Raw genomic sequence first — 25,016 nt, forward strand, 5'->3', positions numbered from 1 at the left:
TTCCGAAAAATCGATGAAGCATTCGCTCTCTTTGTTGTTGTTCTTTTTATTCATTCTTTCCGGCTGTTCTGGTCAAAACAAAGAAAAAAAAGTCAGTGAACACTCTTCGGCTGGCAAATTACAGGCAGGTCTGGTTTTTGATGTCGGTGGCAGGGGTGATAAGTCATTCAATGATTCTGCCTATAACGGCCTTGAAATCGCCAAGGCAAAATATGGGATAAACTTCCTTTATATAGAACCACAAGGCGAGGGTGCGGATCGTGAGGCGGCATTACGTCAGATGGCAGTGGATCCGGATATTGGGCTCATTATCGGAGTCGGCATGCTTTTCAGTGAAGATATTACGGCTATTGCATCAGAATTTCCCGATAAAAAATTTGTCTGCATCGACTATATTCATCAGCAGAAAACCAGTATACCTGCAAATCTCGAGGGAATCGTTTTTGAAGAGAAAAAAGGCTCTTTTCTCGCAGGCGCCCTTGCCGGACTGGTTATCAAAACAAACACGGTTGGATTCATCGGCGGGATGGAATCAAGCGTCATCAAAAAATTTGAACAAGGCTTCATTGCCGGTGCCCGCTCCGTCAACCCCGGTATCAGAGTTCTTTCAGGTTATATCGGCATGACCGGAAGCGCCTTTGCCGATCCCGCCAAGGGCAGGGAACTCGCACTTGGACAGTATGGAAGGGGAGTGGATATTATTTATCAGGCAGCCGGAGCCAGTGGACTGGGTGTTATTGAAGCTGCAAGGGAGAGCAAAGCTCTTGTTATCTGCACAGACCGGGATCAGGAAGCTGAAGCTCCGGGATTTGTGTTGAGCAGTATGACCAAAGCCGTCGACAGGGCACTTCTGAAAACGGTGGAGAGCGTATTGAATGGAAGTTTCAAGGGTGGCGGTGTTTCTGTATTCGGTCTGGCAGATCGTTATACCGATTATGTGTACAACGAAAAAAATGCACCATTGATTGGTATTAAAAATCACCAACAACTGGAGGATATCAGAAAAAAAATAGTGTCAGGGGAAATTGTTGTCGATGAGACCGCCGTTGTACAATAATGGTTACAGTACCGTTCAGTAACCACTGGTGGTCTTTTTTTAGTGAGCGGAAAAATGGTGGATTGTTAATTGATTGAAGAACAATACTGGTGAATAAAAAAATCCTTGTAACCGGAGCAACTGGTTTTATTGGTTCGTGTCTTGTTAAAAAGCTGGCTTTAACTGATGATGAAGTTTCAATTCTTGTCCGAAAAAATTCGGATTTAACCTCTCTCTCCGATGTCCTGCACAAGGTCAAGCTGGTTTATGGTGATATTACCAACAGGAGCTCACTTGATGCTGCAATGAAAGGCATTGATCTTGTCTATCACTCTGCGGGTCTTACCTATATGGGGGATAAAAAAAATGCCCTGCTTTATAAAATCAATGTTGAAGGTACCCGCAATATGCTGCAGGCATCAGCCGCAGCCAAAGTGACAAGATTTGTTCATGTCAGTTCTATCACAGCGGTTGGAATTGCTTTCGACAAAAAACCTGTCGATGAATCCGTCATATGGAATTTCCACCAGATCGGTCTGGAATATGCAAGGACGAAACATCTTTCAGAAGTCGAGGTGGCTCAAGCGGTGAAAAATGGGCTTGACTGTGTCATTGTCAATCCGGCATTTGTGTTTGGAGCAGGCGATATTAATTTTAATGCAGGACGGATCATCAAAGATATTTACAATAAGAAACTGCCGTTTTATCCCTTGGGCGGAATCTGTGTAGTCGATGTTGAGATTGTTTCAGATGCGATTATATCCGCCATGCAAAAAGGAAAAACGGGTGAACGGTATATCCTTGGTGGTGAAAATGTCTCTTACAAGCAGCTTGCAGATACCATTTCAAAAATTACCGGAGCTCCGAGAGTCAATTTTCCTCTCCCTTTCTGGATGGCAAAAATACTGAAACAGGCGCTGGACCTCTATAAAAACAAGAATCGGATATCCAAGCTCTTCAACATGTCCATGTTCGGGGTAGCATCTCATTTCCTCTATTTCGATTCAGCAAAGGCTATGCGTGAGCTGAATATGCGGTACGAACCCCATGAACACAGCATTAGAAATGCCTACGAATGGTATCGTGATCGTAATATGCTTGGTTGAGTTGATTCTCTGATTGGTTTTCGACCTGACTACAGATCAGAGTTACGGTTTCCTGCAAAAGAGCATCATTCTTGGCGAATCATTCTCTCTGAAAGGTTCGCCTTGATAGTTGCCTGCGATATTAACCACCGAAAAGCCTGCATCAAGCAGCATCGGAAGAATCTCTTCCCTGTCGTAAAGCCTGACCGATTCAGAAAACGTCACGTTTTTTTCCAGAGGAGCAGTAATCGTGATGGTTTTGGTAACCCTGTTGCTCTCAAGCGTGCGCTCTTCAAGAAGGGTCAGATTGCCTACGGTTCTGCTGGAGCGAGGTACCAGATTTCGGGCGAGCGGTATGGGGTTAAGAAGATCCAGAACATACCATCCCCCGGATTTAAGTGCTTCATAGACCTTGCAGAGGACTAACTGGTCATCCTGCTTCAGGTCGAAATAGCCAAAACTGGTAAAAAGCTGAACCACAAGATCAAAAATGCCTGATGCTGAAATTTCTCTCATATCGCCGCAGGTAAGGTTAAGCTGCAGCCCTTTTCTCAGCGCTTCCTTTCTGGCCTCTTCAAGCAGAAACGGTGAAAGGTCATTCCCCGTGACTGAATAGCCGAGTCGGGCAAGCTCAAGAGCGTGGCGGCCAGCTCCACAGGCTATATCAAGTACCGAAAGTGATGCTGGCTCTTTGAGTTCAAGGCCAGCCAGAGAGAGAATAGTCTGAATGCAGGATGCGGCTTCATCACTGTCCCTGTGGCTGTAAACATCAAGATAGAGCGGATGGTTAAACCACTCTTTGAACCAGGGTGATGAGGAGTTCGTTACTGAACTCTCTGTATATTCAGACATGCCGGAGGGGAAAAAAGGTGAGATTCAGGGCACCCCGTGGGTGCGGTGCCCTGATAAAAAGGTCCGGTACGATTACTTTGAGTAATCAGCGATTGCTTTTGCAAGAATCACCTGGTCATTTTCTCCGTTGGGGATCCTGACATTCTTTTCAATAAATTTCCATGCATTGGTCTTTTCTGATTTGACAGAAAAAATAACTTTGGCACACTTGAAATCACTGGTACCGGTTTTTTTGCCTTTATCAGCAAACGATTGTTTCTTTGCCATGACTCGTAAGGTAGTACTTTTTGGTTAAGAGGCAGTTCTGTTTTTTTCTGCACAAAATCAACATGAAGGTAATAAAATTTTGTCGATAATCAAATTCCCCTGCATGAATTCTTCTCAGAGTTCGTTCCATCCAAGAAGCGCACCCTTGTGGACGATTCCTCGAGATTTTCCCTTGAGGGGGCGATCGATAAAAGGAGTGTTTGAGGATTTGGACTTCAGCGAGCTTGCCGTTAAACTCCAGCGGGCATCGGGATCAATGATTGTAAAATTCGCCTTTTCTCCAGGTGCAAACAGAATTGGTTTAAGCCTCATTATTTTTCTTGGATTAACCGACAGCAGTTCAATTGCACGGGAGAGCGAGATGATATTTTTATCAACCAGTTCTGTTATGGTCAGGCCCAGTGAGCTTTCGAGACCGGTAATGCCGAACGCAACCTGATCGGATGGACACTCTTTTTCGTGTGAAGCATGGGGTGCATGGTCTGTAGCTATGGCATCAATAGTTCCATCGGCAAGGGCTTCGAGCAACGCTTCACGATTCTCCCTTGAAGAGAGGGGAGGCTTCATGATATAATTGCCTTTCAGTTCAGCATGAAACAGATCTTCATCGCAGAGTGTGAAATGGTGTGGAGTTACTTCGCATGTAACCTGCAATCCATCCAGCTTTGCCTTTCTGACAAGATCAAGGGATGCTTTTGTGCTGATATGGGCCACATGGTATCGTGCCCTTCTCAGCGGATCGTGCAGTTTATGCTGTTCAAGATAGTGCATCAGAAGAAGGTCTCGGCTGAGCATAATGGCCTCGGATATATCGGGAATTCCCTTCAGCCCGAGTTGTGTCGAAAAGAGCCCTTCATTCATGACCGCCCCAACCGTAAGGGATCGATCCTCACAGTGCTGAATGATGAGAAGGTCAAAATTTGATGCGTACTCAAATGCAAGCCGCATGATCTGGCTGTTCTGTATGGCCGAACCATCATCCGATACGGCCGTGACTCCATAGGAGCTGAACTTGCCGAACGGTGCAAGATGTTCACCTTTGCTCTCAACAGTCATTGCTCCGATCACCTCGATGTCAATGGGAAGCGTTGCTGCGTGGTGGCGGATATAGGCGACGCCCGTCGGATTGTCAATAACCGGTTTTGTGTTCGGCATAAGGGCTACTCCGGTAAATCCTCCCGTAACCGCAGCTTTTGAGCCGCTCTCAAGAGTCTCTTTATATTCTTGACCTGGCTCCCTGAAATGACAGTGCATATCGAAAAGTCCGGGAGCCAGAATCAAGCCTTGCAAATCAATAACGCGATCCTCCGGTGATGCAGCCAGAGATTCATTACCATACAGAACAGCTTCGATGATTCCATCATCCCCCACTTTGACCGTTCCGGTGAGATCGAGATGTTCAAGAGGATTGATAATGCGGGCTTGCTGAAAAATAATGCTCATGGTTCTGGAATAATTATTAGTGTTCCCGTAAAAATAAGATCACCTCTGCCTGTTCAGTGAAGATAAGACAAATAAATAATATGCAAGCTCTTGCCTGAAAGGAGTGCACAGAGTTATGCTCTCTATTTATGCTGAAACGACTCCTCGACCGGAAGTGCATTGTTTCGAAGAGAAAGAACGCTATTTTATTATTTTAGGTTTCGTAATCTGCAAGATCTGTTCAATATTGCGATTGGACGCAAGGAATCAGGAATATCAACATGTAACATGGATACACAACGTGGGGCGCTATGAATCCGGATAGAGCTCTTGCTGATGAGAAAGCAGCATTGAGGGTGGAGATGATTGCCAGAAGGCGATTGCTTCCGGAAAAATCCCGGAATGCAAAGAGCATGGCAATTACTGATTATGTTGTCTCCATGCAGGAGGTTGTCAACGCCCGTCATATTCATCTCTACCTCTCCATTCCGGTTCTGGCTGAAGTGTGTACGACGGTAATTGTTGACCGGCTTGCTGCAATGGAGAAAGAGCTTTCTGTTCCTGTTGTCCGAAATGGAGAGCTTGTTTCGGCCCTTTTTCGGAAAGGTGATACGCTCTTGCCAACTCAATTTGGAGCTGAACCCCGGGGTGTTTCTCTTGTGGATGAATCAGATCTTGATGTTGTGCTGATGCCCCTTGTTGCTTTTGATAAAAGGGGATATCGTATCGGTTATGGAAAAGGGTTTTATGACCGTTTTTTGCAACGGCTTTTACAACAGAACATTTCTCCTTGCCGTATAGGACTATCCTTCATGCTGCAGCAAGTTGACGTTGTTCCTGCAAACTCCTGGGATGAGCCTCTTGATGGAGTTGTGCATGAAGAAGGAATTATTCGATTCAACTCATAATTTATGACACTATTTATGCAAACTGGAAATAAAGAAAATGTCAAGGTGCAAGCTGCTCCGGATTTTTCGGACACCTCCCTGTATGTCAACAGGGAGTTGAGCTGGATCTATTTTAACCAGCGAGTACTTCATGAGGCGCTTGATCCTGAAGCTCACCCACTTCTTGATCGGGTAAAATTCATCTCGATTTTTAGTTCAAATCTTGACGAATATTTCATGATTCGAGTTGCCGGTATTGAGGATCAGTATGAGGCGGGTATTCAGGATCGAACGATCGATGGCCATACTCCCTTTGAACAGCTCGAAAAAATCCGGATGATGGTTCTGCAGCAGTTGAGTGAGAGAAACAAGTGTTTTTATCACGATCTGGTGCCAGCATTGCAACAGCAGGGTATCCTCTTCCTTAGGGTTTCCGAACTCTCCGTACTCCAGCAGAAAGCTTTGAGTCACTATTTTCGCAAGGAGATCTATCCGGTACTCACTCCGCTGGCTTTTGATACCGGTCATCCCTTTCCATTCATGTCGAACCTCTCCCTGAACCTTGCTGTTGAACTGGAGGACGAAGAAAGCAGCACATTGAAGTTTGCTCGTGTAAAGGTGCCGAGCATTCTTCCCCGACTGTTGCAGCTTAATGCAATCAAGGGTTTTAATGATGACGGGATCATACGTTTTATCTGGCTGGAGGATCTCGTTGAACACAATCTTGCTCAGTTATTTCCAAAAATGAAGATTATTCAATCGCATCTTTTCAGATTGATTCGCGATGCTGATATCGAAATTGAGGAAGATGAGGCGGGTGATTTGCTTGAAACCATCGAACAGGGAATCCGCTCACAACGCTACGGGAAAGTCGTACGACTCGACATTACTCCTGCCATGCCTCTTTCGGTCAGAAAACTTCTCATGAAAAACCTGGAAGTCACCGAGCGAAACGTTTATGAAATAGATGGGGCTCTTGGATTAGGGTGCCTTCTGGATCTTCTGAAGATCGATAGACCAGAGCTGAAAGATGAACCTTTTGTGCCCGGTAACCGTATTGCAGAGCAGTTTAATAACGATATTTTCAGCGCCATAAAAGCAAAAGATCAGTTACTCTATCATCCCTACGACTCCTTTCAGCCTGTTGTGGATTTTATCAGTCAGGCGGCAATTGATCCCGATGTACTCTCAATAAAGCAGACACTTTACAGGGTCGGAAGTAATTCGCCTATTGTCCAGGCGTTGATGAAAGCTGCTGAAGAGGGCAAGCAAGTTGCCGTACTCGTTGAACTCAAGGCAAGATTTGATGAAGAGAACAACATCGTCTGGGCCCGGGCGCTGGAAGATGTCGGGGCGCATGTTGCCTACGGTTTGCCGGGATTGAAAACCCATGCAAAGCTTACCCTGATTGTTCGTCGTGAACAGCAGAAGCTGAAAAGGTACCTGCATCTTGGTACAGGTAATTACAACCCCGCAACCGGAAAGATCTATACTGATTACAGCCTGTTTACGGCGAATGAGCAACTTGCAAACGATGTTGCGGAACTCTTCAACGCTTTGACCGGATATTCAAAACATACCGAATATCGAAAACTGCTCGTCTCGCCGATCAATACCAGAAAACGGATAATCGAGATGATTGACAGGGAGATCGAGTGGAACAGGAAGGAGAGTAAAGGGAGAATCATCATGAAGATGAATGCTCTCGTGGATGCCAAAACCATTCGAGCGCTCTACCGGGCCTCCTGCGAAGGGGTCAAGATTGATCTCATCATCCGTGGAATCTGTTGCCTGAAGCCCGGAATTCCGGGAGTCAGCGAGAATATCAGGGTTATCAGTGTTATCGGACGTTTTCTTGAACATAGCAGAGCCTACTTCTTCCAAAATGGCGGGAAAGGAGAATTATATCTTGGAAGCGCTGATATCATGCCAAGAAACCTTGATGATCGGGTTGAAACGCTTTTTCCGGTATTCGACAAGGCGTTCATTCAGGTTGTCAAATCTGATCTTGACCTGATTCTGAGTGATAATGTGAAAGCGTGGCAGATGAACGCCGAAGGCATTTACTCAAAGATCAGCAACGATGCGCCGGAAGTCGACAGTCAGGCACTGTTTTTATCGAGGGCTACACTGAAAAAAAAGGCACTATAAATTCAAAATAAATGTGTTATGAAAATTGCAGTTGGAAGCGATCATGCCGGATTTACATTCAAAAAAACTGTTACCGATTGGCTTGAACGCCATGATTATGAATTCGACGACATGGGGCCATATAATGAGGAATCAGTCGATTATCCCGATTATGCCCGCAAAGTTGCCGAGGCTGTAGCAGCTCAGCAGTGCGATTCGGGGATACTGTTGTGCGGAACTGGTATTGGTGTTTCAATTTCAGCCAATAAAATCAAGGGCATCCGGGCGGCTCTTGCCTGTAACCCGGAATTCGCGACACTTGCCCGACAGCATAATAATGCCAATATTATCTGTTTTTCCGCGCGTTTTACCGATAAAGCTACGATTGAACAAAGTCTTCACAACTGGTTTACCACCGATTTTGAAGGGGGAAGGCATCAGCGAAGAGTGAATAAAATCGAACCATGCTGTTAACAGAATACATTGAAAGTAATCTTGACAGATCCTTCCCATTCTTTGCGGATGATACCTTGGTCGTGGAGGTTCTCGCCTTCATGCAAAAAAGAGGTCTTGAGTTTGCACCGGTACTGCATGATGGAAAAATCGTGGCAATGGCGAGCATTATGGACCTTTTACCCTCAGAGCAGTCAACAATGACAAACGGAGTGCTTCTGAGGGAGCTCAAGCTTGAAAGAGTTGGGAGTATCGGACTTCATGAGCATGTGTTCGATATCTTTTCACGGATTGGTACCTTTTCATCTCCTCTGATCGCGGTATCAGAAGAGGAGGGAAGGTACATCGGTGTGATTGAAAAAACGCTCCTTCTTGAGCGTATTGCCGCTATTTTTCATTTGGGCGAAGAGGCGGTAACCCTTGAGCTGAATGTTCCATCCTTTGAACTGAAACTCTCCGAGGTTATTGCCGCATTTGAAAAAAATGATGCGACTGTGCTGAGTTTTGGTATGTACTCCGCAACTCCGGAAGGTGAGGGAATGGTTATCGCCTTCAGGCTTCAGACACATGATCTCTTTCGGCTTGTTAAAAATCTGGAAAAATATGGCTATTCCATTCGCTACACATCAACATTTTTCAGGGAAAAAGATGATGAGATGAGAGAAAAAGCTCTTGAATTTATTCATTTTATGGACATGTAGCTTTTTCAGGCAAGCAGGAAGTGCGTGAGCCATACTGTAGAATGGTTTTCGCTGAAGTGTAAAAGAATGGTGGTGGTTGTCTGTTATGGAGTGGTACTCACAAGTTTTATAAATCGCAGGTTATGTATGAAAAATGAACACTCTGCCGGACTTTCCGGACGGATTCAGAAGCGTGCAGCAGAGATTTTTGCGGAAGTTGTTGCCTTACGGAGGGATATTCACCTCCACCCTGAACTCTCTTATGAAGAGGTAAGGACAACAGCCCTCATTGCAGATTATCTGCTTGGCCAGGGTATTACACCGGAGTCGCCCCTCCTTGAAACCGGTGTTGTTGCCATGATTTCTGGAGAGCACAAATCAAACAAAGGTAAAGTTGTTGCCTTAAGGGCTGATATTGATGCACTTCCCCTTAACGAAGAGAACCAGCACGGCTTTTGTTCCCTTGAATCCGGAAAAATGCATGCATGTGGTCATGACATGCATACCGCAATGCTTCTCGGGGCAGCAAAAATTCTATCGGAGATGAAAGATGAGCTTGAAGGAGATGTGCTCCTTGTTTTTCAGCCAGCCGAAGAAAAAGCCCCGGGTGGTGCAAAACCATTGCTTGATGCCGGTCTTTTCAAGCGCTTCCACCCATCGGTCATTATTGGTCAGCACTGCTTTCCCAATGTTGAAACCGGAAAGGTTGCCCTCTGCAAAGGGAGTTTTATGGCTGCTGCTGACGAATTGTATTTTACCGTTACAGGGCAGGGAGGTCATGCTTCTGCGCCACACAAATCTGCCGACCCTGTTCTGGCTGCAGCTCATATCATTACTGCGGTTCAGCATCTTGTCAGCAGGGTTGTTCCTCCCCATGAACCAGCCGTTGTTTCGATAGCATCCATTCATGGTGGCAATGCGCCCAATGTCATTCCGAGACAGGTAACGATGTCAGGCACCATGAGAACCATGAATGAGGATGTACGATCTCTGCTCCAGGATAAGCTTCGCCAGACAGTCGAGCATGTTGCCCGGGGACTCGGTGTTGAGGGTGAAGTGGAAATCAGGAAGGGCTATCCGGTACTTTTTAACGACCTCGCTGTTACGGAAAAAGCGGAAACTATCTGTGGCGAGTATCTGGGTACGGAAAATGTGCTTGCGAGTGAGCCGCTTATGACCGCAGAGGATTTTGCATACTATCTGCAGGAGTGTCCGGGGAGTTTCTGGCAGATAGGGACAGGAACCCTTCAATACGAAAAGGGAAACACCCTGCACTCGCCAACCTTCAATCCTGAAGAACGAGCTCTTGAAATTGGCAGTGGATTGCTTGCCTATGCAGCAGTACGTCTCCTTCAATCAATATAAGGGACCTCTTTTTCCACCGCACAAATTTTGATTTCTCAAAAAAAAAGGCGCCCATGAGCGCCTTTTTTACTGAACTGAAACAAATTACGCTTTGCCGTCAGAGCCGAGAACGTTGATGATCTTGTGAACATAAAGTTTCTTGAGAGCATCACGAGCCGGGCCCAGATATTTTCTCGGATCGAACTCTTCAGGTTTTTCATCAAGCACTTTACGGATGGCGGCCGTCATGGCAAGACGTCCATCAGAGTCAATATTGATTTTGCAGACCGCTGATTTGGCAGCAAGGCGAAGCTGATCTTCACTGATGCCGATAGCATCCTTCAGTTTTCCGCCGTGCTCGTTGATGGTTTTAACCAAGTCCTGTGGCACAGAAGAGGAACCATGAAGGACGATAGGAAATCCGGGAATACGGTGTTCAATTTCGGTCAGGATATCGAGGCGGATTTTCGGATCTTCGCCCGGTTTGAACTTGAAGGCGCCATGTGAAGTTCCAATGGAGATAGCAAGACTGTCAACACCGGTTTTTGAAACGAAATCCTCAACCTCTTCCGGCTGGGTATAGGTGTGATGTGCGGCGGAAACCTCATCTTCAATACCTGCAAGCACGCCAAGTTCACCCTCTACGGTAACGTCGAACTGGTGAGCATAGGCAACAACTTTTTTGGTCAGTTCAATGTTATCCTCATAAGAGAGATGCGAACCATCAATCATCACTGAGGAAAAGCCGGAATCGATGCAGTCTTTGCAGAGTTCAAAGCTGTCGCCGTGATCAAGATGAAGGACAATCGGAATCGGGCTGCCAAGTTCGGCTGCGTAGGCAACAGCTCCCTGGGCAAGATAACGAAGCAGGGTTTCGTTGGCATAGCTTCTTGCACCCTTCGAAACCTGCAGGATGACGGGAGATTTGGTTTCAGCACAGGCGAGGATAATTGCCTGCATCTGCTCAAGATTATTGAAGTTATATGCAGGGATTGCGTAGCCGCCTGTTACTGCTTTACTGAAAAGTTCCCGACTGTTGCAGAGCCCGAGTTCTTTGTAACTGATTTTGTTCTTTTCCATTGAAAGCTTTTCTTTTATTTACTATAATGTGCGGAAATTTTCTTCAGAATATCTGCCTTTGAAGGCATTGCCAAATGCTCCCTAATATATGTATATTCGCTTTCTTATTCAAGTGTAGTTTTGACTGCTGCCCTTAACCCTTTGAAATCATCACGCACAAAATGCTTAGAAAAAAACTGCTTCTCATGATTGTGATATTGGGAAGTAATGTGCCGGTATTTGCAATAAATGCAAAAAATTCCGTTCCTGCTGTGCCGGTTGTAACCCTCAAGCCTACAGCGGCACAGGAGGAAGCTGGCAAATATATCAGTCAATATCTTCTGCAGAACCACTATAGAAAGGTATCAGTCAATGACTCTCTTTCCCGGCAGATACTCAATCGCTATATCGAAAATCTTGACGGAAGCAAAAGTTATTTTGTTGCAAGTGAGGTAGAAAGCCTCCATCATGTTTATGGAAACCGTATTGATGATGAATTTCTTTCCGGCAAGGCAAATGCGGGATTTGGGGTCTATAACTTTTTTCTTAAACGTGCTAAAGAAAAAATGCGGTATATGAGGGCTGTTGCGGATACCGTGCATTTTAATTTTTCAATTCCGGAAACCCTTGACCTTGATCGCAAGGCTGATCCATGGCCTGCCGACCGACGTCAGCTCTCCGAACTATGGAAAAAAGAGCTGAAATATCAATGGTTCAATCTTAAATATTCCGGAGAAAACAACAAAACCATCAGGCAGACACTTTCAAAGAGTTTCACAAACCGATTGAACCTTCTTAACCGTCAAAAGCCGGAAGATGCCTTTCAGGCTTATACCTATGCCTTGACCACATCGTTCGATCCCCATACCAGTTATTTCTCTCCGGATGAGTACGAAAACTTTCAGATCGACATGAGTCGATCCCTTGAGGGAATTGGAGCCAAACTGCAGACAGAGAGCGAGTATACCGTTGTTAATGAGATTATTGCGGGAGGCCCGGCTTTTAAGAGCAATCTCCTGAAAAAAGGGGATAAAATTATTGGTGTCGGGCAAGGGCGGAGTGGGAATATTACTGATGTTTCCGGTTGGAGAATTAATGATGTCGTAAGGCTTATCCGCGGGAAAAAAGGTACCATCGTACGTCTTAAAGTTTTCCCGGCAAATCAGGGTGGACGTGGGCCAGCAAAAATTGTACTCCTCCAGCGAGACAAGGTCGATTTGCTGGAACAGGCGGCAAAGAAAAGTATTATCCAACTCAATGGAGAGAAAATAGGGGTTATTACCATACCCTCATTTTACCTTGATTTTGAAGGTCAGCAACAGAATGCCGGTAATTACAACAGCACAAGTCGTGATGTAACCCGTATTTTGAATGAACTCAAGAATGAAGGTGTCGAGGGTCTTGTGATAGATCTTCGTGACAACGGCGGCGGTTCGCTTGAAGAGTCCGTGAATGTTACGGGACTTTTCATTCCAAATGGCCCTGTTGTGCAGATAAGTAACTCAACCGGCGGCAAAATGGTGCTCAGGGATGAAGACCGCAGAGTTCTTTACAGCGGCCCGCTTGCTGTGTTGGTCAATCGTTACAGCGCATCAGCTTCCGAAATTTTTGCTGCAGCCATACAGGATTATGGGCGTGGAGTTGTTATTGGAGAGAGAACGTTTGGGAAAGGAACGGTTCAAAGCATCATAAAACTGACGAGGCCCTTCTCATTTTTTGGAAAGCAGCCTGATCTTGGTCAAATCAAGCTCACTGTTGCCAAATTTTACAGGATATCCGGGGGCAGCACTCAGCATAAAGGGGTTTTGCCCGATATTATTATGCCCTCCATGATTGACACCGCTCTTGTAGGAGAGGATACCTACAGCAGCAGTTTGCCCTGGAGTACTCTTTCACGATCGTTTTATCGTCCTACAGCAGATGTCAGCCCGGAAGAGATCACTCTGCTTCGTCATAAGCAGCAGGAACGATCATCAAAGAACCGTTTTTATCAGGCCTATCTGCATGACTTGAGTATCCTGAACCAGATTCGCAAAAAAAAGGCGGTCTCACTTCAGGATTCTGCCTTTAAATCGGAAACAGAGCGCATCAAGCTGATTGAAGGATTGTGGAGTGCCGATACTGATTCGACCAACGGCAAGAACAGGGATGTGTTGCTCAACCAGTCGGCAGCAGTTGTTTCCGATATAATAGATCTGAAAGCAGCGCAAAGAGAGACGGTTACGCGGACGTTACCATCACTGAACTGACATTTCCTGAACCTTCAAAACTGCCGGAATTGGCACGGGGAATCGGCAAAGGGATGTGAGAATTTAAAAAAGCACAGGCTGATTTTGAAAATGAATTCAATAAGGTCGTTGATACCGCACCATCAAGGAATGAAGATGATGTTTCGGTTGATAATGAAACATGAAAAATCAAGTAAATTGTATGAGAAAAAAAATTTTGTTTCTTAAAAAATATTTAAATAATCCACAGAGTATTGGCTCCGTCATACCCTCTTCTGAATTTTTGGCAAAAGCCATGTTTAAATCAATCAAAGAGTTGGATGATACGGCTGTTATTGAGATCGGCGCTGGAACCGGAGCAATCACAAAACATATATCAAGCCTGAACCCGTTACTGGTTGAAATCGATCAGGAATTTTGTGCCGTACTACGGAAAAATTTCCCCCATCTGAAGACGGTCAATTCATGTGCGCTGGAGGAGTTAAAAAAAGTTGACGAGCGGTTTGGTCTGGTTCTTTCAATTCCCTTGATCAACAATCCGTTCAAGTCATCATTTATCCCCATTGTTAATACACTCTACAGCAAAGGCCTCCTCAAATGGTGTGTCATGTACACGTATGGCCTCAATAATCCTCTTGATGAAGTTGATTTTCGGAGTAAAGCAAGAAAGCGGTTTGTTTTAAAAAATATTCCACCAGCCTCTGTCTGGGTTTATTCATAAGCTTATCATACCTAACGACAATGCTTGGAAAAAGTCTGTTTTGCTTTGTGGTTGCATTGGGAATTTCCTTGCAGCTTCGGGCTGCAAATCCTCAGGAGCGGGCTTCAGCCCAGACGGTTACTCTTCTCAAACCTACTGCTGAAGAGAAAGAGGCTGTCCGGGTTATCGGTCAATACCTTATGCAGAAACACTATAGAAAGGTACCTGTCAACGATTCCCTTTCTCAGCAGATCTTCAGCCGTTTTATTGACAATCTTGACGGCAGCAAAAGCTACTTTCTGGCAAGTGATATAGAGCGGCTCAGGAAGAGTTATGGCAATACGATTGATGACGAATTTCTTGCTGGCAGTGCACATGCAGGCTTTGACATCTATAACCTGTTTCTTCAGCGTTCAAAAGAGAAAATGCGTTATATGAAGGCATTAGCCGATAAGGTGCATCTCAATTTATCCGTACCGGAAACCCTTGATCTTGACCGCAAGAGTGATCCCTGGCCTCTTGACCGGAGCCAGCTTATCGCTCTGTGGAACAAAGAGCTGAAATACCAGTGGCTCAATTTGAAATATTCAGGAGAGAGCAACAAAAGCATTCGTGGAGAGCTGGCAAAAAACTATACAAGCAGACTGAACATTCTGAACCGCCTGAAGCCGGAAGATGCTTTTCAAGCCTATACCTACGCTCTGACAACGTCATTTGATCCCCATACAAGCTATTTTTCACCAGACGAGTATCAGAATTTTCAGATCGACCTGAGCCGTTCACTTGAGGGAATCGGCGCCAAACTGCAGACAGAAGGGGAGTATACGATTGTTCATGAACTCATTCCGGGGGGGCCGGCATTCAAAAGCAATACCCTGAAAAAAGGGGATAAAATTATCGGCGTCGGTCAGGGGAGAGCCCTTGCAATCGTTGATGTCTTCGGCTGGCGAATCAATGATGTGGTAAAGTTGATTCGGGGGAAAAAGGGCACCATCGTTCGCCTGAAAATTCTTCCGGCCAGCCAGGGTGGGCGTGGGCCGGAAAAAATAGTCGAACTCCTGCGCGACAAAATCAACTTGCAGGAACAGGCAGCAAAGAAAAGCATTATCATACAGAAATCGAAGAAAATCGGAGTCATTACCATCCCCTCCTTTTATCTCGATTTCGAAGGACAGCAACAGAACGCCAGCGATTACAACAGCACCAGTCGCGATGTCAGCCGTATTCTGAACGAACTGAATGCTGAGCATGTGGACGGCATCGTTATTGATCTTCGTGATAATGGCGGTGGCTCGCTTGAAGAGTCTGTGAGTGTTACCGGACTCTTTATTCCAGGCGGACCGGTCGTTCAGATAAGCGACGCTGCAGGTGGAAAAGTGGTACTCAAGGACGAAGACAGTCGGGTACAATATAGTGGGCCACTTGCCGTTCTCGTCAACCGTTACAGCGCCTCTGCATCCGAAATTTTCGCTGCGGCCATTCAGGATTACGGCCGCGGTGTGATCATTGGAGAGAGAACGTTCGGGAAAGGTACCGTTCAAAGCCTGATCAGACTTTCACGGCCAAACTCTTTTATTGGGAAGAAAACTGAACTTGGAGAGATAAAACTTACCATGGCAAAGTTTTACCGGATCTCTGGAGGCAGTACCCAGCACAAGGGTGTCGAGCCTGATATTGCCATGCCCTCCATGATCGATATGGCAAAAATCGGCGAAGATACCTATACCAGCAGTTTGCCATGGAGCACCATCTCGCCATCACTCTACAAACCCACCGCAGAGGTCAGTCCTGAAAAGATCAATCTGCTCCGACAAAATTTTCTGCAGCGCTCATCGAAGAATCCTCTCTATCAGAGTTATCTGCACGATATCGCTACCCTTGACCAGATTCGCAAAAAAAAGGAGATATCGCTTCAGGACTCCGCCATCAAATCAGAAACAGAGACCATTAAACGGATTGAGAAGCAGTGGGTCAAGGAGCAGGATCCTGCAAAAGATCTCGACAAGGATGCCGTGCTCAACCAGTCAGCAGCAGTTGTTGGCGATCTGGCGGCAGAACTTGAGGCAGGGAACCTGAAAGCAGGAACCCTGCCATCACCGCATTAAAGCTCTTTTCTGGCTTTCTCAATCTGGAGCGCTACGGAGTCAAATGAGCAGCTCCCATGTGTTCTTTTGGAGTTTACACTTACATCCGCTTTGAGGGAGTCGTAAATATCCGGATCAATAACCTCACAAAACTCCCGGAACTTCTCTACCGGGATATTTGGCAGGGTCACATTCGAAGCGATGCTCCAGGTAACGATTTTGCCGGTAATACGGTGCGCATCGCGGAAAGGAATCTGACGGCGCACAAGATATTCCGCTATCTCGGTGGCAAGGCTGAGATCCTCTGCCGTCAGTTTTGCCAATCGCTCCTCTTTCAGCTTGGTATGCTCAAGCAGTTTTGTAAAGATGGCGACACTCCCGATCGTCGTCTCTGCGCTGTCAAACAACGGCTGCTTGTCTTCCTGCATGTCGCGGTTATAGGAGAGAGGCAGCCCCTTCATGATGGTCAGCATAGCCATAAGATTACCATACACCCTTCCTGTTTTACCCCTTACCAGCTCGGCAATATCAGCATTCTTCTTCTGCGGCATGATGGATGAGCCGGTCGCAAAGGCATCGCTGATCTCAAGATAGCCAAACTCGTAAGAGCTCCAGAGAATCAGATCCTCGGCAAACCGGGAGAGGTGCATCATGATCATCGAACAGTCGGAGATGAACTCGATGACAATATCACGATCACTGACCGCATCAATACTGTTGGAAAAAAGATCGTCAAAACCAAGCAGAACAGCCGTTCTTTCAGCATTGAGCGGCAGCGTACTGCCAGCAAAGGCTGCTGCGCCAAGAGGAGAGATATTGACCCTTTTCATGAGATCAATAAGGCGCTGACGGTCGCGCAAAAACATGTTGAACCATGCAAGGTAGTAATGGCCGGCGGAAATAGGCTGGGCACGCTGCAGATGGGTATACCCAAAGATGATCGTCTCTCGATGGCTCTCCGCCTTCTCCACAAGAACCTTCAAAAGACCTCCCAGAGCCTCCTGCAGTTCAGTAATCTGACGGCGCATATAGAGACGGGTATCGGTTGCAACCTGGTCATTACGGCTTCTGCCGGAGTGCAGTTTACCGGCAACAGCTCCGACCTTTTCCTTCAGCCTGTTTTCGATCACCGTATGAATATCCTCATCCTCCCAGTGGGGGAGAAGCGTGCCATCGGTAAGTTCCACCTCAATCTCCCTGAGTCCGGCAATAATTTGGGTTGCATCCTCAGCGCTGACAATATGCTCTTCGGCCAGCATGGTCACATGAGCAATAGAGCCCTGAATATCCTCACGATAGAGCTTTTTATCAACATGAACCGACGAAGAGAACAACAGCGCGTCGCGGTCAAAGGGTAGTGAAAATCGGCTTTGCCAGAGTAACTCTTTCTTGCTGCTCATAAGAATATCAGTTGTTGTGGGAATAACGGTGCCCGGGCAAAATAATAAAAATATGAGGGCGTACAACGAAGCAAAGACAGAGCGGAGGAATTTTGGTAGCCTTGACAAGAAGGGTTTGCAAAACTCAACATCGTTTTATGCATATTCAAGAAAACTGACTCGGAACAAGCATGAAACTATCACGAATCCATTCCGGCCCGCGGCTCGACTTTTACACGGCGGATTTTACCACCATCCTTGAACTGCCCCTTGCAGACACAGGAATTTCCGCAGGATTTCCATCTCCTGCCGAAGACTTTGGTGAACTCGTTCTTGACCTCAATAAAGCGCTCATCAAACACCCGGCAGCAACCTTTTATGCAAGAGCGAAGGGAGTATCCATGATGGATGCCGGTATCAGGGACGGTGACCTTTTGATCATCGATAAATCCATTGATCCCAAGGAGGGCTCCATTGCAGTCTGTTTTCTCAATGGTGAGTTTACCGTCAAGCGAATCTCCCTGCAGGATGACGGGCTCTATCTGATGCCAGCCAACAGCGAATTCAAACCTATCCGGATCAGTGAAGAGAACGAGTTCCAGATATGGGGTATCGTTACGTACGTCATTCACAAGCCAGAATGAAAAAGGGGGGAACGGATGTTTGCACTGGTCGATTGCAACAACTTCTACGTCTCATGCGAGAGAGTCTTTAATCCCGCCCTGCGAGGCCGCCCTGTAGTAGTGCTCTCCAACAATGACGGCTGCTTCATTGCCCGCTCCGAAGAGGCGAAAGCCATTGGTCTTGCTATGGGCGCCCCGGCATTCAAAAACAGGGAGCTGCTGAAAAGGCATAAGGTTGTCGTTTACTCTGCAAACTTCCCCTTGTATGGAGACATGTCATCAAGGGTCATGACAACCCTTGCCGATCTTGCTCCTGATCTTGAGATCTATTCGATCGATGAAGCCTTTCTTGACATGAGCGGCTTCCAGCGATACGATCTCGACCACTATGCCCGTTTCATCCGCAAAACCGTCACGCAGCATACCGGTATTCCGGTTTGTATCGGCATTGCTCCCACAAAAACCCTTGCCAAGGTTGCCAATCGTCTTGCCAAAAAGAATCCCTGCTATGCGGGGGTCTGTCTGCTCAACACCGACAAGGAACAGCGCGCAGCGCTCGCCATAACCCAGGTTGAAGATATCTGGGGGATAGGTCGCCAGTGGAGTAAATTTCTCCATACCCAAAACATCCACACCGCTCTTGACCTTGCCGAGGCATCGCTAGGCTTGATTCGCAAACATCTGCATATCACCGGAGCCCGTGTTCAGGCAGAGCTGAACGGAAAATCATGCCTCTCACTCGAAATGGTGAGGCCAGCAAAACAGAGCATATGCACCTCACGTTCATTTGGCCGCAGTGTCACCACTTTTGATGAACTGCATCAGGCAGTCTCAACCTTTACCGGAAAATGCGCCATCAAACTGCGCAAAGAGGGATCAGCAGCATCCCTTCTGACACTCTTTATCTGCACAAGCCCATTCAATGCTCCTGAAAAAAAATACTGGGGCACCAGAACCGTCACCATGCCTCACCACACCCAGGACTCCATCGTCCTGATTCGAACGGCAGGAGCGCTTCTTGAATCACTCTTTCGGGCAGGCTACGAATACAAAAAAGCAGGAGTTATTGTCAGCAGACTGATACCGGCAGCATCTTCCACGGCAACACTTCCACTCTTTCCGCAGGAGTTCCCGGTTCCGGACGACCGCCAAAAAAAGCTCATGACAGTAATGGACAGCATCAACCAGCGCTATGGCAGCGGTTCTATCCAAATCGCTGCCGAAAACTCCGCAGGATGGAAACCCCACCAGAAACTGCTCTCTCCGCGCTACACGACCGCCTGGAAAGAACTTATCGAGGTGAGAACCTTGCAGTAAATGAACTGTTTTCATTATATGCAGCTCAACCCATCCAAAGAAGCGACTGTTGTGATTCAGTTCTTCCAGCCTGTCAATCTCAGCAGAAACAAGGTGCTTGCGGTCGTTCACTTGTTATTCCTGTTCCGCCCGAATAACAGACTTGTTTTTGAGCCAGTTCGAAAAACGGGGTTCATCCATTTCACCTGCCGCCAAAGCCAATACAGCGTTAATGGCTTCGGCTTCTGACAACATCAGTTCCCATCCGTTAATATTCAGAAACACATAGGCAGCCAGAAACCCTGTGCGTTTGTTGCCGTCTATAAAAGGATGGTTACGAATAATGCCATAGGCATAAGCGGCGGCCAAATCAAAGAGAGACGGCTCACCATAATTTGCCTGGTTTTGCGGACGTGCAAGAGCCGAAGACAAAAGACCGACATCACGAATGCCGGGGCTTCCACCGTGCTCTGCAATTTGTTCGTCATGTATGGCAATGACAACCCCATCCAAAAGCCAGCGCCAAGTCATTTGGCAAGTTCGTGGAGAGCATTCCTGTATTCTGTCATGCCGCGACGTGCTGCCTCCATTTGCGCTGCAAATTCGGGGTCGTAGGGCGTTACAGTGTACCCCGTTGGCGTTTCCGTCAAAAACACGAAGTCCCCTTGCTTTACCTTAAGTCGATCAGCCGCTGCCTTTGGCAGGATAACGCCTGTTGAATTACCAATCTTTGTTACCGTAGCACGCATAATATCTCCCATTTTGTTATACCATATGTTATAACAAAATGGGGACATAGTCAAGGGAGTTTTTCGGTCTTTTCTGACCTCAATGAAAATTACGGGTTACGGGATTTTCTTCCGCTCGTCCACTAAAATATCCCAAGAGCCCTTAACATCTAATTATAAAAGGGAATAGGTGAAGGTTGAGAAGGCATTACCGAAATCTATTTCTTCTGCATTTGAAGCGCTTTTTCGGAGATGACCTGTTCGACGTTTGAGGAGATGGAGAGGCTGCGCATCAGGTCGAGCAGATTTTGTTCGACGTTGAGGTTCAGTTCGATGGCTCGTCCCCCCTGAAAGTCGGGGTTGGTTCCCTTGAGCTGGATGGTGATGGTCGATTTGCCATCAGGAGCCATATTGATCGAGGAGATCAACTGTACGTAGAGAAAGTTGGAGAGCGCCTCGTAGGTGGTACGCAGTCCCTGATTTGCGGCGGCACGCTCTTCAGGGGTGGTGGCGTAGATGATTTGTCCAGCCTGTTCGGCGTTCATCCCTCCGTTTGTGATTGCAAAGAGGTCGCCACTCATTTTTATCGGGATACTTCCTTTTACGTTTCCTGTTGCATAGATCTTTTTAGTCCCTTGCAGGTCAAGCAGTTTCTGGAGCGGAATGTTGTTGACCTGCAGCATGGTTTCACCACTCTTTTTTGCCATATCATAATCGAGATGCTCGATAGCGATGGTGCCTCCAAAAAATCCCGCACTGAAATCTGAAAGGGAGGCCATATCGGGGTTCAGTCGATTGTGCTGGAGCATGAGCGTTCCCTTTGGTGAAAGGAGCAGCAGCTCGCCGCTATCAGTTTTCCGCAGCACCTGTTTCAGGGAAAAGCCGACAGTGGTGCTTCCGTTGAACGAACGGTTGAGGAGCAGCTCTGGTTCACTGAAGGTATAGTCGGCATCCGGTTTCTGTGTGCCGAAAATGCGCTCTTTCGCACTCTTCTGTGTTGCAGGAGGAGCGAAGGTAATCCTGCCGCCGCCAAGGGAGTGAAGAGCGGCGTTATGGATGGAAAATCCATTTTTTGCGAGAGTGAGCGGGATGCTTCCGCTGACCGTACCCTTGAGGGAGCCTCTGAAATCACCGTGCAGACGAACGCGCTCAAGCGCATTGATCTTGTTGAGTTTCAGGGTAAGCAGGGTAGTGTTGGCTGAGGGGTCAAAACTGACCGGGGTCGAGGTGATGGTTCCGCCGAAGAGTGTTGCCGACAGGTTGCTCAGCGCAAGTCCTGAAAGCTTTTCGTTCCGGCTGTTGAGTATGATCTTCGCATTGAGATTTTTCAGCATCTCTCCGTTCCCCATATCGAAGGAGAGCAACGGCCTCTTCTCTTTGGTGTAGAAGAGGATGCTTGTCCCCTTTCCGGCAAGAATGACAGCATTACGCACGATCACTGTGGAGTCCTGAAATTCAATGGGAAGAGAACCGCCTACCCGGCCTGTAGCAAGGGGAGTTTTGCTGCCGCCGCCATCGAAACCTGGCAACTCTGCGAGCGGGATTTCCGCCATAGTGAGAGTAAATCGGGAACTCTTCTCTTTCAGGTCGTAGGCGATTCGTTCTGTTGAGGCCCTCCATCGCAAGAGCTCCAACGAGCAATTGGTGAGTGTGAGGGTGCAGGGTTTCAAGGGATCGCGTTTCGAGCCAAAGAGCGCCCTGAAGTTTCCCACAGGGGTCGGGTTTCCATCGCTGAACAGTTTTGCCACATGCAGGGTATCGAGAGGCTGCTGCCACCCCTCTGCAGCGCTGAGCCGTACCCTGAAGTTCACCCCCTCAAGCCGAAGCTTTTCACGGGTAACCGTAGCCTGCTCTATCGGATAGGTCGCCGAGAGCGGTTTGAAGGAGATGTTAAAACCGTTCAGTCGGGAAACCGCAATATGCACGGTTATCTTTGGTTTACGGTCGCCAAAACCAAACTCATTCGTCTCCGGTTTCAGATTGAGCGAGTCAGCTTCAAGGGTGATGGCCGCATTAACCGCTTTCGGCAGGAGAGCCTGCGAACCGGAAGAGTCCCGGTTTTCAAAATGCCAGGAGAGCGAGCCATCAGTGAGTAACAGCGTGTAGGCAGCAGCATCACTGCAACCATCGGGAGGAGTGGCAAAAAGCACCTTCATCGAGCGAAAACCAACCCCCGAAAAACCTGGCAGACCCACACCGGAAACTGCAACCCGAAACGGTTTCCCCGCCAGGGCACGATCTGCGAGCGATTGCGCGTACCAGGGAAAACAGAACCACGCTGCTGCCAGCAGAAGCGCCAGCAGCAACAGCATGGCAAAGAGGATGCGCAACAACCATTTCACAGAAACGCTTTTTTGCGGGCCTACTGTGCTTTCTTTGTCCATTTCCCCTCAACCTGCACCCATGTTCCTGCCGGAAGACGGCTATAGATTTTCTGGAACATCATCCCTCCCACAACATCAAGCGTCAGGTTGTTCTTCGCAGCAACCTTGGCATACTCTGCACGACGGGAATTATTGATGGTTTCAATCAGTGTCCTGGCATCAGAGGCAGCTCCGGGAGGAATGGCAAGCAGGCCGTTGTCAACCTCTCCGGCAAGTCCGCTTGAACGGGCTGTGTCAAGGTCAAGCGCAAAGGCGGTCAGAGCCATACCCATGACAAGCATCATGATAAGCGCTACTTTTGACGTTATGGATTGCATCGTTCTCATTGTTTCGTTCCTCCTGGTTAAAATAAGCCTTTTTTGCTGTCGAGCAGGGAGTCGAGCTCACGATCGACCTTGATTCGGATTTCATGATCAATCTTGATGTTCATATTGATGACAATGGGTTTGTCGGGAGCTTCGATCTTCACGGTCGGGCTGCAACCTGTCACGAATGCACCGGCGGCGAGAGAGAGAAGCGCCAGCATACAAACTACTGGTTTGTTCATTGCGATGTTCCTTCTGTTACAAGGTTTGTTGCTTTTGATTGAACAGTAATATCGGCATTCATGCATCGCCCTGCAAGAGATGAATTGGCAGGGCTGGGTGATTTCATATCTTCATCGACCCAGTCGGGAACAAGAGTGAAGCCTGGAAAGTTCAACCACTCTCATTTCCCGGAGTTCTTTTTATTTTTGAAAACTGTATTATCAGGTTGATATTGCGATATGAATGGGGAATATGGACGATCATGATTAAACAGAACATCATGCCCGACTGGAGCTTCAAAAAAATCCGCGAAAGAATCGCCGACCGAAACCGGGCGCCGAGAAGTTGCTGGTATCCTGTTGCGCATCAGCAATCGCACCACCCGGATGCACTCAAGGAACTCCACGCGAGTTACGCAAAAACGATCAACAAAACCATGTTTGCGCTGCTTGGTGTTGGGCTCTACTGTTTGCTCAAGGTTTTTGGCGAATCCGACAAATCCCTTATCGTCGCAAACACAACCATTCAAACCCCGGTGGTTGGCACCGCCATCTCTTTTCAAAGTTTTCTTGTCGTAGCCCCATTTCTCCTTGTTATCCTGACAGTCTATCTTCATATCGTTTACGGACATTGGTTACAGCTTGAAAGAGAGCGCCAGCATCTTAACGAGACGCGAAAGAATTCTGCTGACCTCACTATCGAGAGTATTCCCGCTCTGTTCAGCTTCAAAGAGCGCCTGCCGCGCCTCTTCACCAATCTCGTTTTTTACTGGTTTGTGCCGTTGACCTTGTGGTTTATGGCCCGCAAGGCTTTTGCCCTCAGGGAGTTCATCGTTCCCTTTTCTATTGGTGCATCCATTGTCACCCTCTCCCTGCTTTTTTTGCAAATCAATCGTTGCCCCGATTCAAAAGCTGAAACAAAATTCACTTCAAAACGGTGGTTCTGGAATCTTCCCCGATGGGTAGCTTTTGGAGCGCTTGCAGCGTTCACGCTCAATCTTCCCTCTCTTTCCGAATCATTCCGCCGGCCACTCGATCTTCAGCGGGAAGATCTTCACGGCGCATGGTTGCAAGGTCTCGATATGACTGTAGCTGATATGAATAACGCTAACCTTCAGGGGGCGAACCTTGGCGGAGCAAATCTTCAGAGCGCAGATCTTCAACATGCCAATCTTCAGGGAGCTAATCTCAAGGGGGCACAGTTACAAAAAGCACACCTTAACGGCTCCAATTTTCAGGGTTCTAATCTTGGTGGAGCAAATTTTGATGGTGCAGACCTGTTTTATGCCAATTTTAGGGAGGCAAAAGAGATGGAACTGTATCGAATCAAAAAGGCGGTAAATTCTAATCGGGCCTTTTACAGTAGTGAGTTACTTTCGATTCTCAAATTCTCTCCAACTCACAATGATGACCTTGCAATCATTGGCAATTACTATGGCGGGGGTAAAATTGCCTATATTTTTCAGCCAGATGACAAGGGTTATGTTAATGGTGAACGGCACGGCCTGATTGCCGCTGAAACCGATTTGCCGGGAGAGGACAAATACACATGGGATGCAGCTAATAAAGCTTGTGACGAGTTGGTCAAAAATGACTATGATGATTGGTATTTGCCGAGCAAGGAAGAGTTGAACCAGCTATATCTTAACAGAAGTGCTGTTGGTGGTTTTACTTCCGGCGTCTACTGGAGTTCTACGGAGGGCAATGCGGTCAACGCATGGCACCAAAGTTTCGACGGTGGGATTCAGAACTACAGCTACTACTATAAGGACGATGAGTGGCGGGTGCGGCCTGTCCGGGCTTTTTAACCATGTGCGACGTGAAGTCGAGTAAACGAATTGTTCTTTGCAGAA

23 protein-coding genes are annotated in these 25,016 nt (G+C 47.2%); 13 read left to right on the top strand and 10 right to left on the bottom strand.

Annotated features, from left to right (window positions below):
• Positions 1–13: 13 nt before the first annotated feature.
• Both PPHA_RS06720 and PPHA_RS06725 read left to right on the top strand, forming a co-directional pair.
• Positions 14–1,057 (top strand): BMP family lipoprotein, encoded by a 1,044-nt coding sequence (locus tag PPHA_RS06720; RefSeq protein ID WP_012508107.1) that lies wholly within the window; start codon positions 14–16, stop codon positions 1,055–1,057.
• An 89-nt stretch (positions 1,058–1,146) separates the two neighbouring features.
• On the top strand, positions 1,147–2,142 hold the full coding sequence (locus PPHA_RS06725) for an SDR family oxidoreductase (protein WP_012508108.1): 996 nt from the start codon (positions 1,147–1,149) through the stop codon (positions 2,140–2,142).
• Between the two features lie 42 nt (positions 2,143–2,184).
• Here the strand turns inward: PPHA_RS06725 and PPHA_RS06730 are convergent, their stop codons facing one another.
• The 3 genes from PPHA_RS06730 to PPHA_RS06740 all read right to left on the bottom strand — a co-directional run bounded on the left by PPHA_RS06730 (position 2,185) and on the right by PPHA_RS06740 (position 4,683).
• Positions 2,185–2,973: a class I SAM-dependent methyltransferase gene (locus PPHA_RS06730; protein ID WP_012508109.1), complete on the bottom strand. Its 789-nt coding sequence runs from the start codon at positions 2,971–2,973 to the stop codon at positions 2,185–2,187.
• Between the two features lie 72 nt (positions 2,974–3,045).
• Positions 3,046–3,240 (bottom strand): hypothetical protein, encoded by a 195-nt coding sequence (locus tag PPHA_RS06735; protein ID WP_012508110.1) that lies wholly within the window; start codon positions 3,238–3,240, stop codon positions 3,046–3,048.
• Between the two features lie 114 nt (positions 3,241–3,354).
• The gene (locus PPHA_RS06740) at positions 3,355–4,683 is read right to left on the bottom strand and encodes a dihydroorotase (RefSeq protein ID WP_012508111.1); all 1,329 of its coding nucleotides are present in this window, start codon (positions 4,681–4,683) and stop codon (positions 3,355–3,357) included.
• 290 nt (positions 4,684–4,973) lie between these two features.
• Here PPHA_RS06740 and PPHA_RS06745 point away from each other — a divergent pair, with 290 nt between their 5' ends.
• From PPHA_RS06745 to PPHA_RS06765, 5 genes are all read left to right on the top strand, one after another.
• A complete protein-coding gene (locus PPHA_RS06745; RefSeq protein WP_012508112.1) occupies positions 4,974–5,570 on the top strand; it encodes a 5-formyltetrahydrofolate cyclo-ligase in 597 nt (198 codons plus the stop codon).
• Positions 5,571–5,585: 15 nt separating this feature from the next.
• Positions 5,586–7,700, top strand: a complete 2,115-nt coding sequence (gene ppk1 / locus PPHA_RS06750) for a polyphosphate kinase 1 (protein WP_041526467.1) — start codon at positions 5,586–5,588, stop codon at positions 7,698–7,700.
• Between the two features lie 18 nt (positions 7,701–7,718).
• Complete coding sequence (gene rpiB / locus PPHA_RS06755) at positions 7,719–8,153, top strand: ribose 5-phosphate isomerase B (protein WP_012508114.1); 435 nt, start codon at positions 7,719–7,721, stop codon at positions 8,151–8,153.
• 80 nt (positions 8,154–8,233) lie between these two features.
• Positions 8,234–8,833 (top strand): CBS domain-containing protein, encoded by a 600-nt coding sequence (locus tag PPHA_RS06760; protein ID WP_223294002.1) that lies wholly within the window; start codon positions 8,234–8,236, stop codon positions 8,831–8,833.
• Positions 8,834–8,959: 126 nt separating this feature from the next.
• On the top strand, positions 8,960–10,177 hold the full coding sequence (locus PPHA_RS06765; RefSeq protein ID WP_012508116.1) for a M20 metallopeptidase family protein: 1,218 nt from the start codon (positions 8,960–8,962) through the stop codon (positions 10,175–10,177).
• Positions 10,178–10,261: 84 nt separating this feature from the next.
• Here the strand turns inward: PPHA_RS06765 and PPHA_RS06770 are convergent, their stop codons facing one another.
• Positions 10,262–11,236, bottom strand: a complete 975-nt coding sequence (locus PPHA_RS06770; RefSeq protein WP_012508117.1) for a class II fructose-bisphosphate aldolase — start codon at positions 11,234–11,236, stop codon at positions 10,262–10,264.
• A gap of 161 nt (positions 11,237–11,397) precedes the next feature.
• On the opposite strand from PPHA_RS06770, the gene PPHA_RS06775 reads away from it, so the two are divergent.
• From PPHA_RS06775 to PPHA_RS06785, 3 genes are all read left to right on the top strand, one after another.
• Positions 11,398–13,464 (top strand): carboxy terminal-processing peptidase, encoded by a 2,067-nt coding sequence (locus PPHA_RS06775; protein WP_012508118.1) that lies wholly within the window; start codon positions 11,398–11,400, stop codon positions 13,462–13,464.
• Between the two features lie 181 nt (positions 13,465–13,645).
• Positions 13,646–14,164: a class I SAM-dependent methyltransferase gene (locus PPHA_RS06780; RefSeq protein WP_041526468.1), complete on the top strand. Its 519-nt coding sequence runs from the start codon at positions 13,646–13,648 to the stop codon at positions 14,162–14,164.
• 20 nt (positions 14,165–14,184) lie between these two features.
• On the top strand, positions 14,185–16,248 hold the full coding sequence (locus PPHA_RS06785; protein ID WP_012508120.1) for a carboxy terminal-processing peptidase: 2,064 nt from the start codon (positions 14,185–14,187) through the stop codon (positions 16,246–16,248).
• Here the strand turns inward: PPHA_RS06785 and argH are convergent.
• Positions 16,245–17,627, bottom strand: coding sequence for an argininosuccinate lyase (argH, locus tag PPHA_RS06790; RefSeq protein WP_012508121.1), 1,383 nt, complete (start codon positions 17,625–17,627; stop codon positions 16,245–16,247). The two genes, PPHA_RS06785 and argH, sit on opposite strands and share 4 nt — an antisense overlap.
• Before the next feature lie 170 nt (positions 17,628–17,797).
• Between argH and PPHA_RS06795 the strand changes: the two genes are divergently transcribed.
• Entirely contained in the window at positions 17,798–18,250 is a 453-nt protein-coding gene (locus tag PPHA_RS06795; protein WP_012508122.1) for a LexA family protein, read from the top strand.
• Positions 18,251–18,265: 15 nt separating this feature from the next.
• The gene (locus PPHA_RS06800) at positions 18,266–19,546 is read left to right on the top strand and encodes a Y-family DNA polymerase (protein ID WP_012508123.1); all 1,281 of its coding nucleotides are present in this window, start codon (positions 18,266–18,268) and stop codon (positions 19,544–19,546) included.
• 114 nt (positions 19,547–19,660) lie between these two features.
• Here PPHA_RS06800 and PPHA_RS06805 read toward each other — a convergent pair whose 3' ends face one another.
• The 5 genes from PPHA_RS06805 to PPHA_RS06825 form a co-directional block, all read right to left on the bottom strand.
• Entirely contained in the window at positions 19,661–20,056 is a 396-nt protein-coding gene (locus tag PPHA_RS06805; RefSeq protein WP_012508124.1) for a type II toxin-antitoxin system death-on-curing family toxin, read from the bottom strand.
• Positions 20,053–20,274, bottom strand: a complete 222-nt coding sequence (locus tag PPHA_RS06810; protein ID WP_012508125.1) for an AbrB/MazE/SpoVT family DNA-binding domain-containing protein — start codon at positions 20,272–20,274, stop codon at positions 20,053–20,055. The genes PPHA_RS06805 and PPHA_RS06810 overlap by 4 nt, the downstream gene beginning before the upstream one ends.
• 197 nt (positions 20,275–20,471) lie before the next feature.
• Positions 20,472–22,637 (bottom strand): intermembrane phospholipid transport protein YdbH family protein, encoded by a 2,166-nt coding sequence (locus PPHA_RS06815; RefSeq protein ID WP_223294003.1) that lies wholly within the window; start codon positions 22,635–22,637, stop codon positions 20,472–20,474.
• Entirely contained in the window at positions 22,616–22,963 is a 348-nt protein-coding gene (locus PPHA_RS06820) for a YdbL family protein (protein ID WP_012508127.1), read from the bottom strand. Before PPHA_RS06820 ends, PPHA_RS06815 begins: the two co-directional genes overlap by 22 nt.
• Positions 22,964–22,980: 17 nt before the next feature.
• Positions 22,981–23,163: a YnbE family lipoprotein gene (locus PPHA_RS06825; protein ID WP_397234031.1), complete on the bottom strand. Its 183-nt coding sequence runs from the start codon at positions 23,161–23,163 to the stop codon at positions 22,981–22,983.
• Between the two features lie 263 nt (positions 23,164–23,426).
• Here PPHA_RS06825 and PPHA_RS06830 point away from each other — a divergent pair, with 263 nt between their 5' ends.
• Complete coding sequence (locus tag PPHA_RS06830; protein ID WP_012508129.1) at positions 23,427–24,971, top strand: pentapeptide repeat-containing protein; 1,545 nt, start codon at positions 23,427–23,429, stop codon at positions 24,969–24,971.
• Positions 24,972–25,016 lie beyond the last annotated feature (45 nt).

Source organism: Pelodictyon phaeoclathratiforme BU-1, assembly GCF_000020645.1.
Taxonomy (GTDB): domain Bacteria; phylum Bacteroidota; class Chlorobiia; order Chlorobiales; family Chlorobiaceae; genus Chlorobium; species Chlorobium phaeoclathratiforme.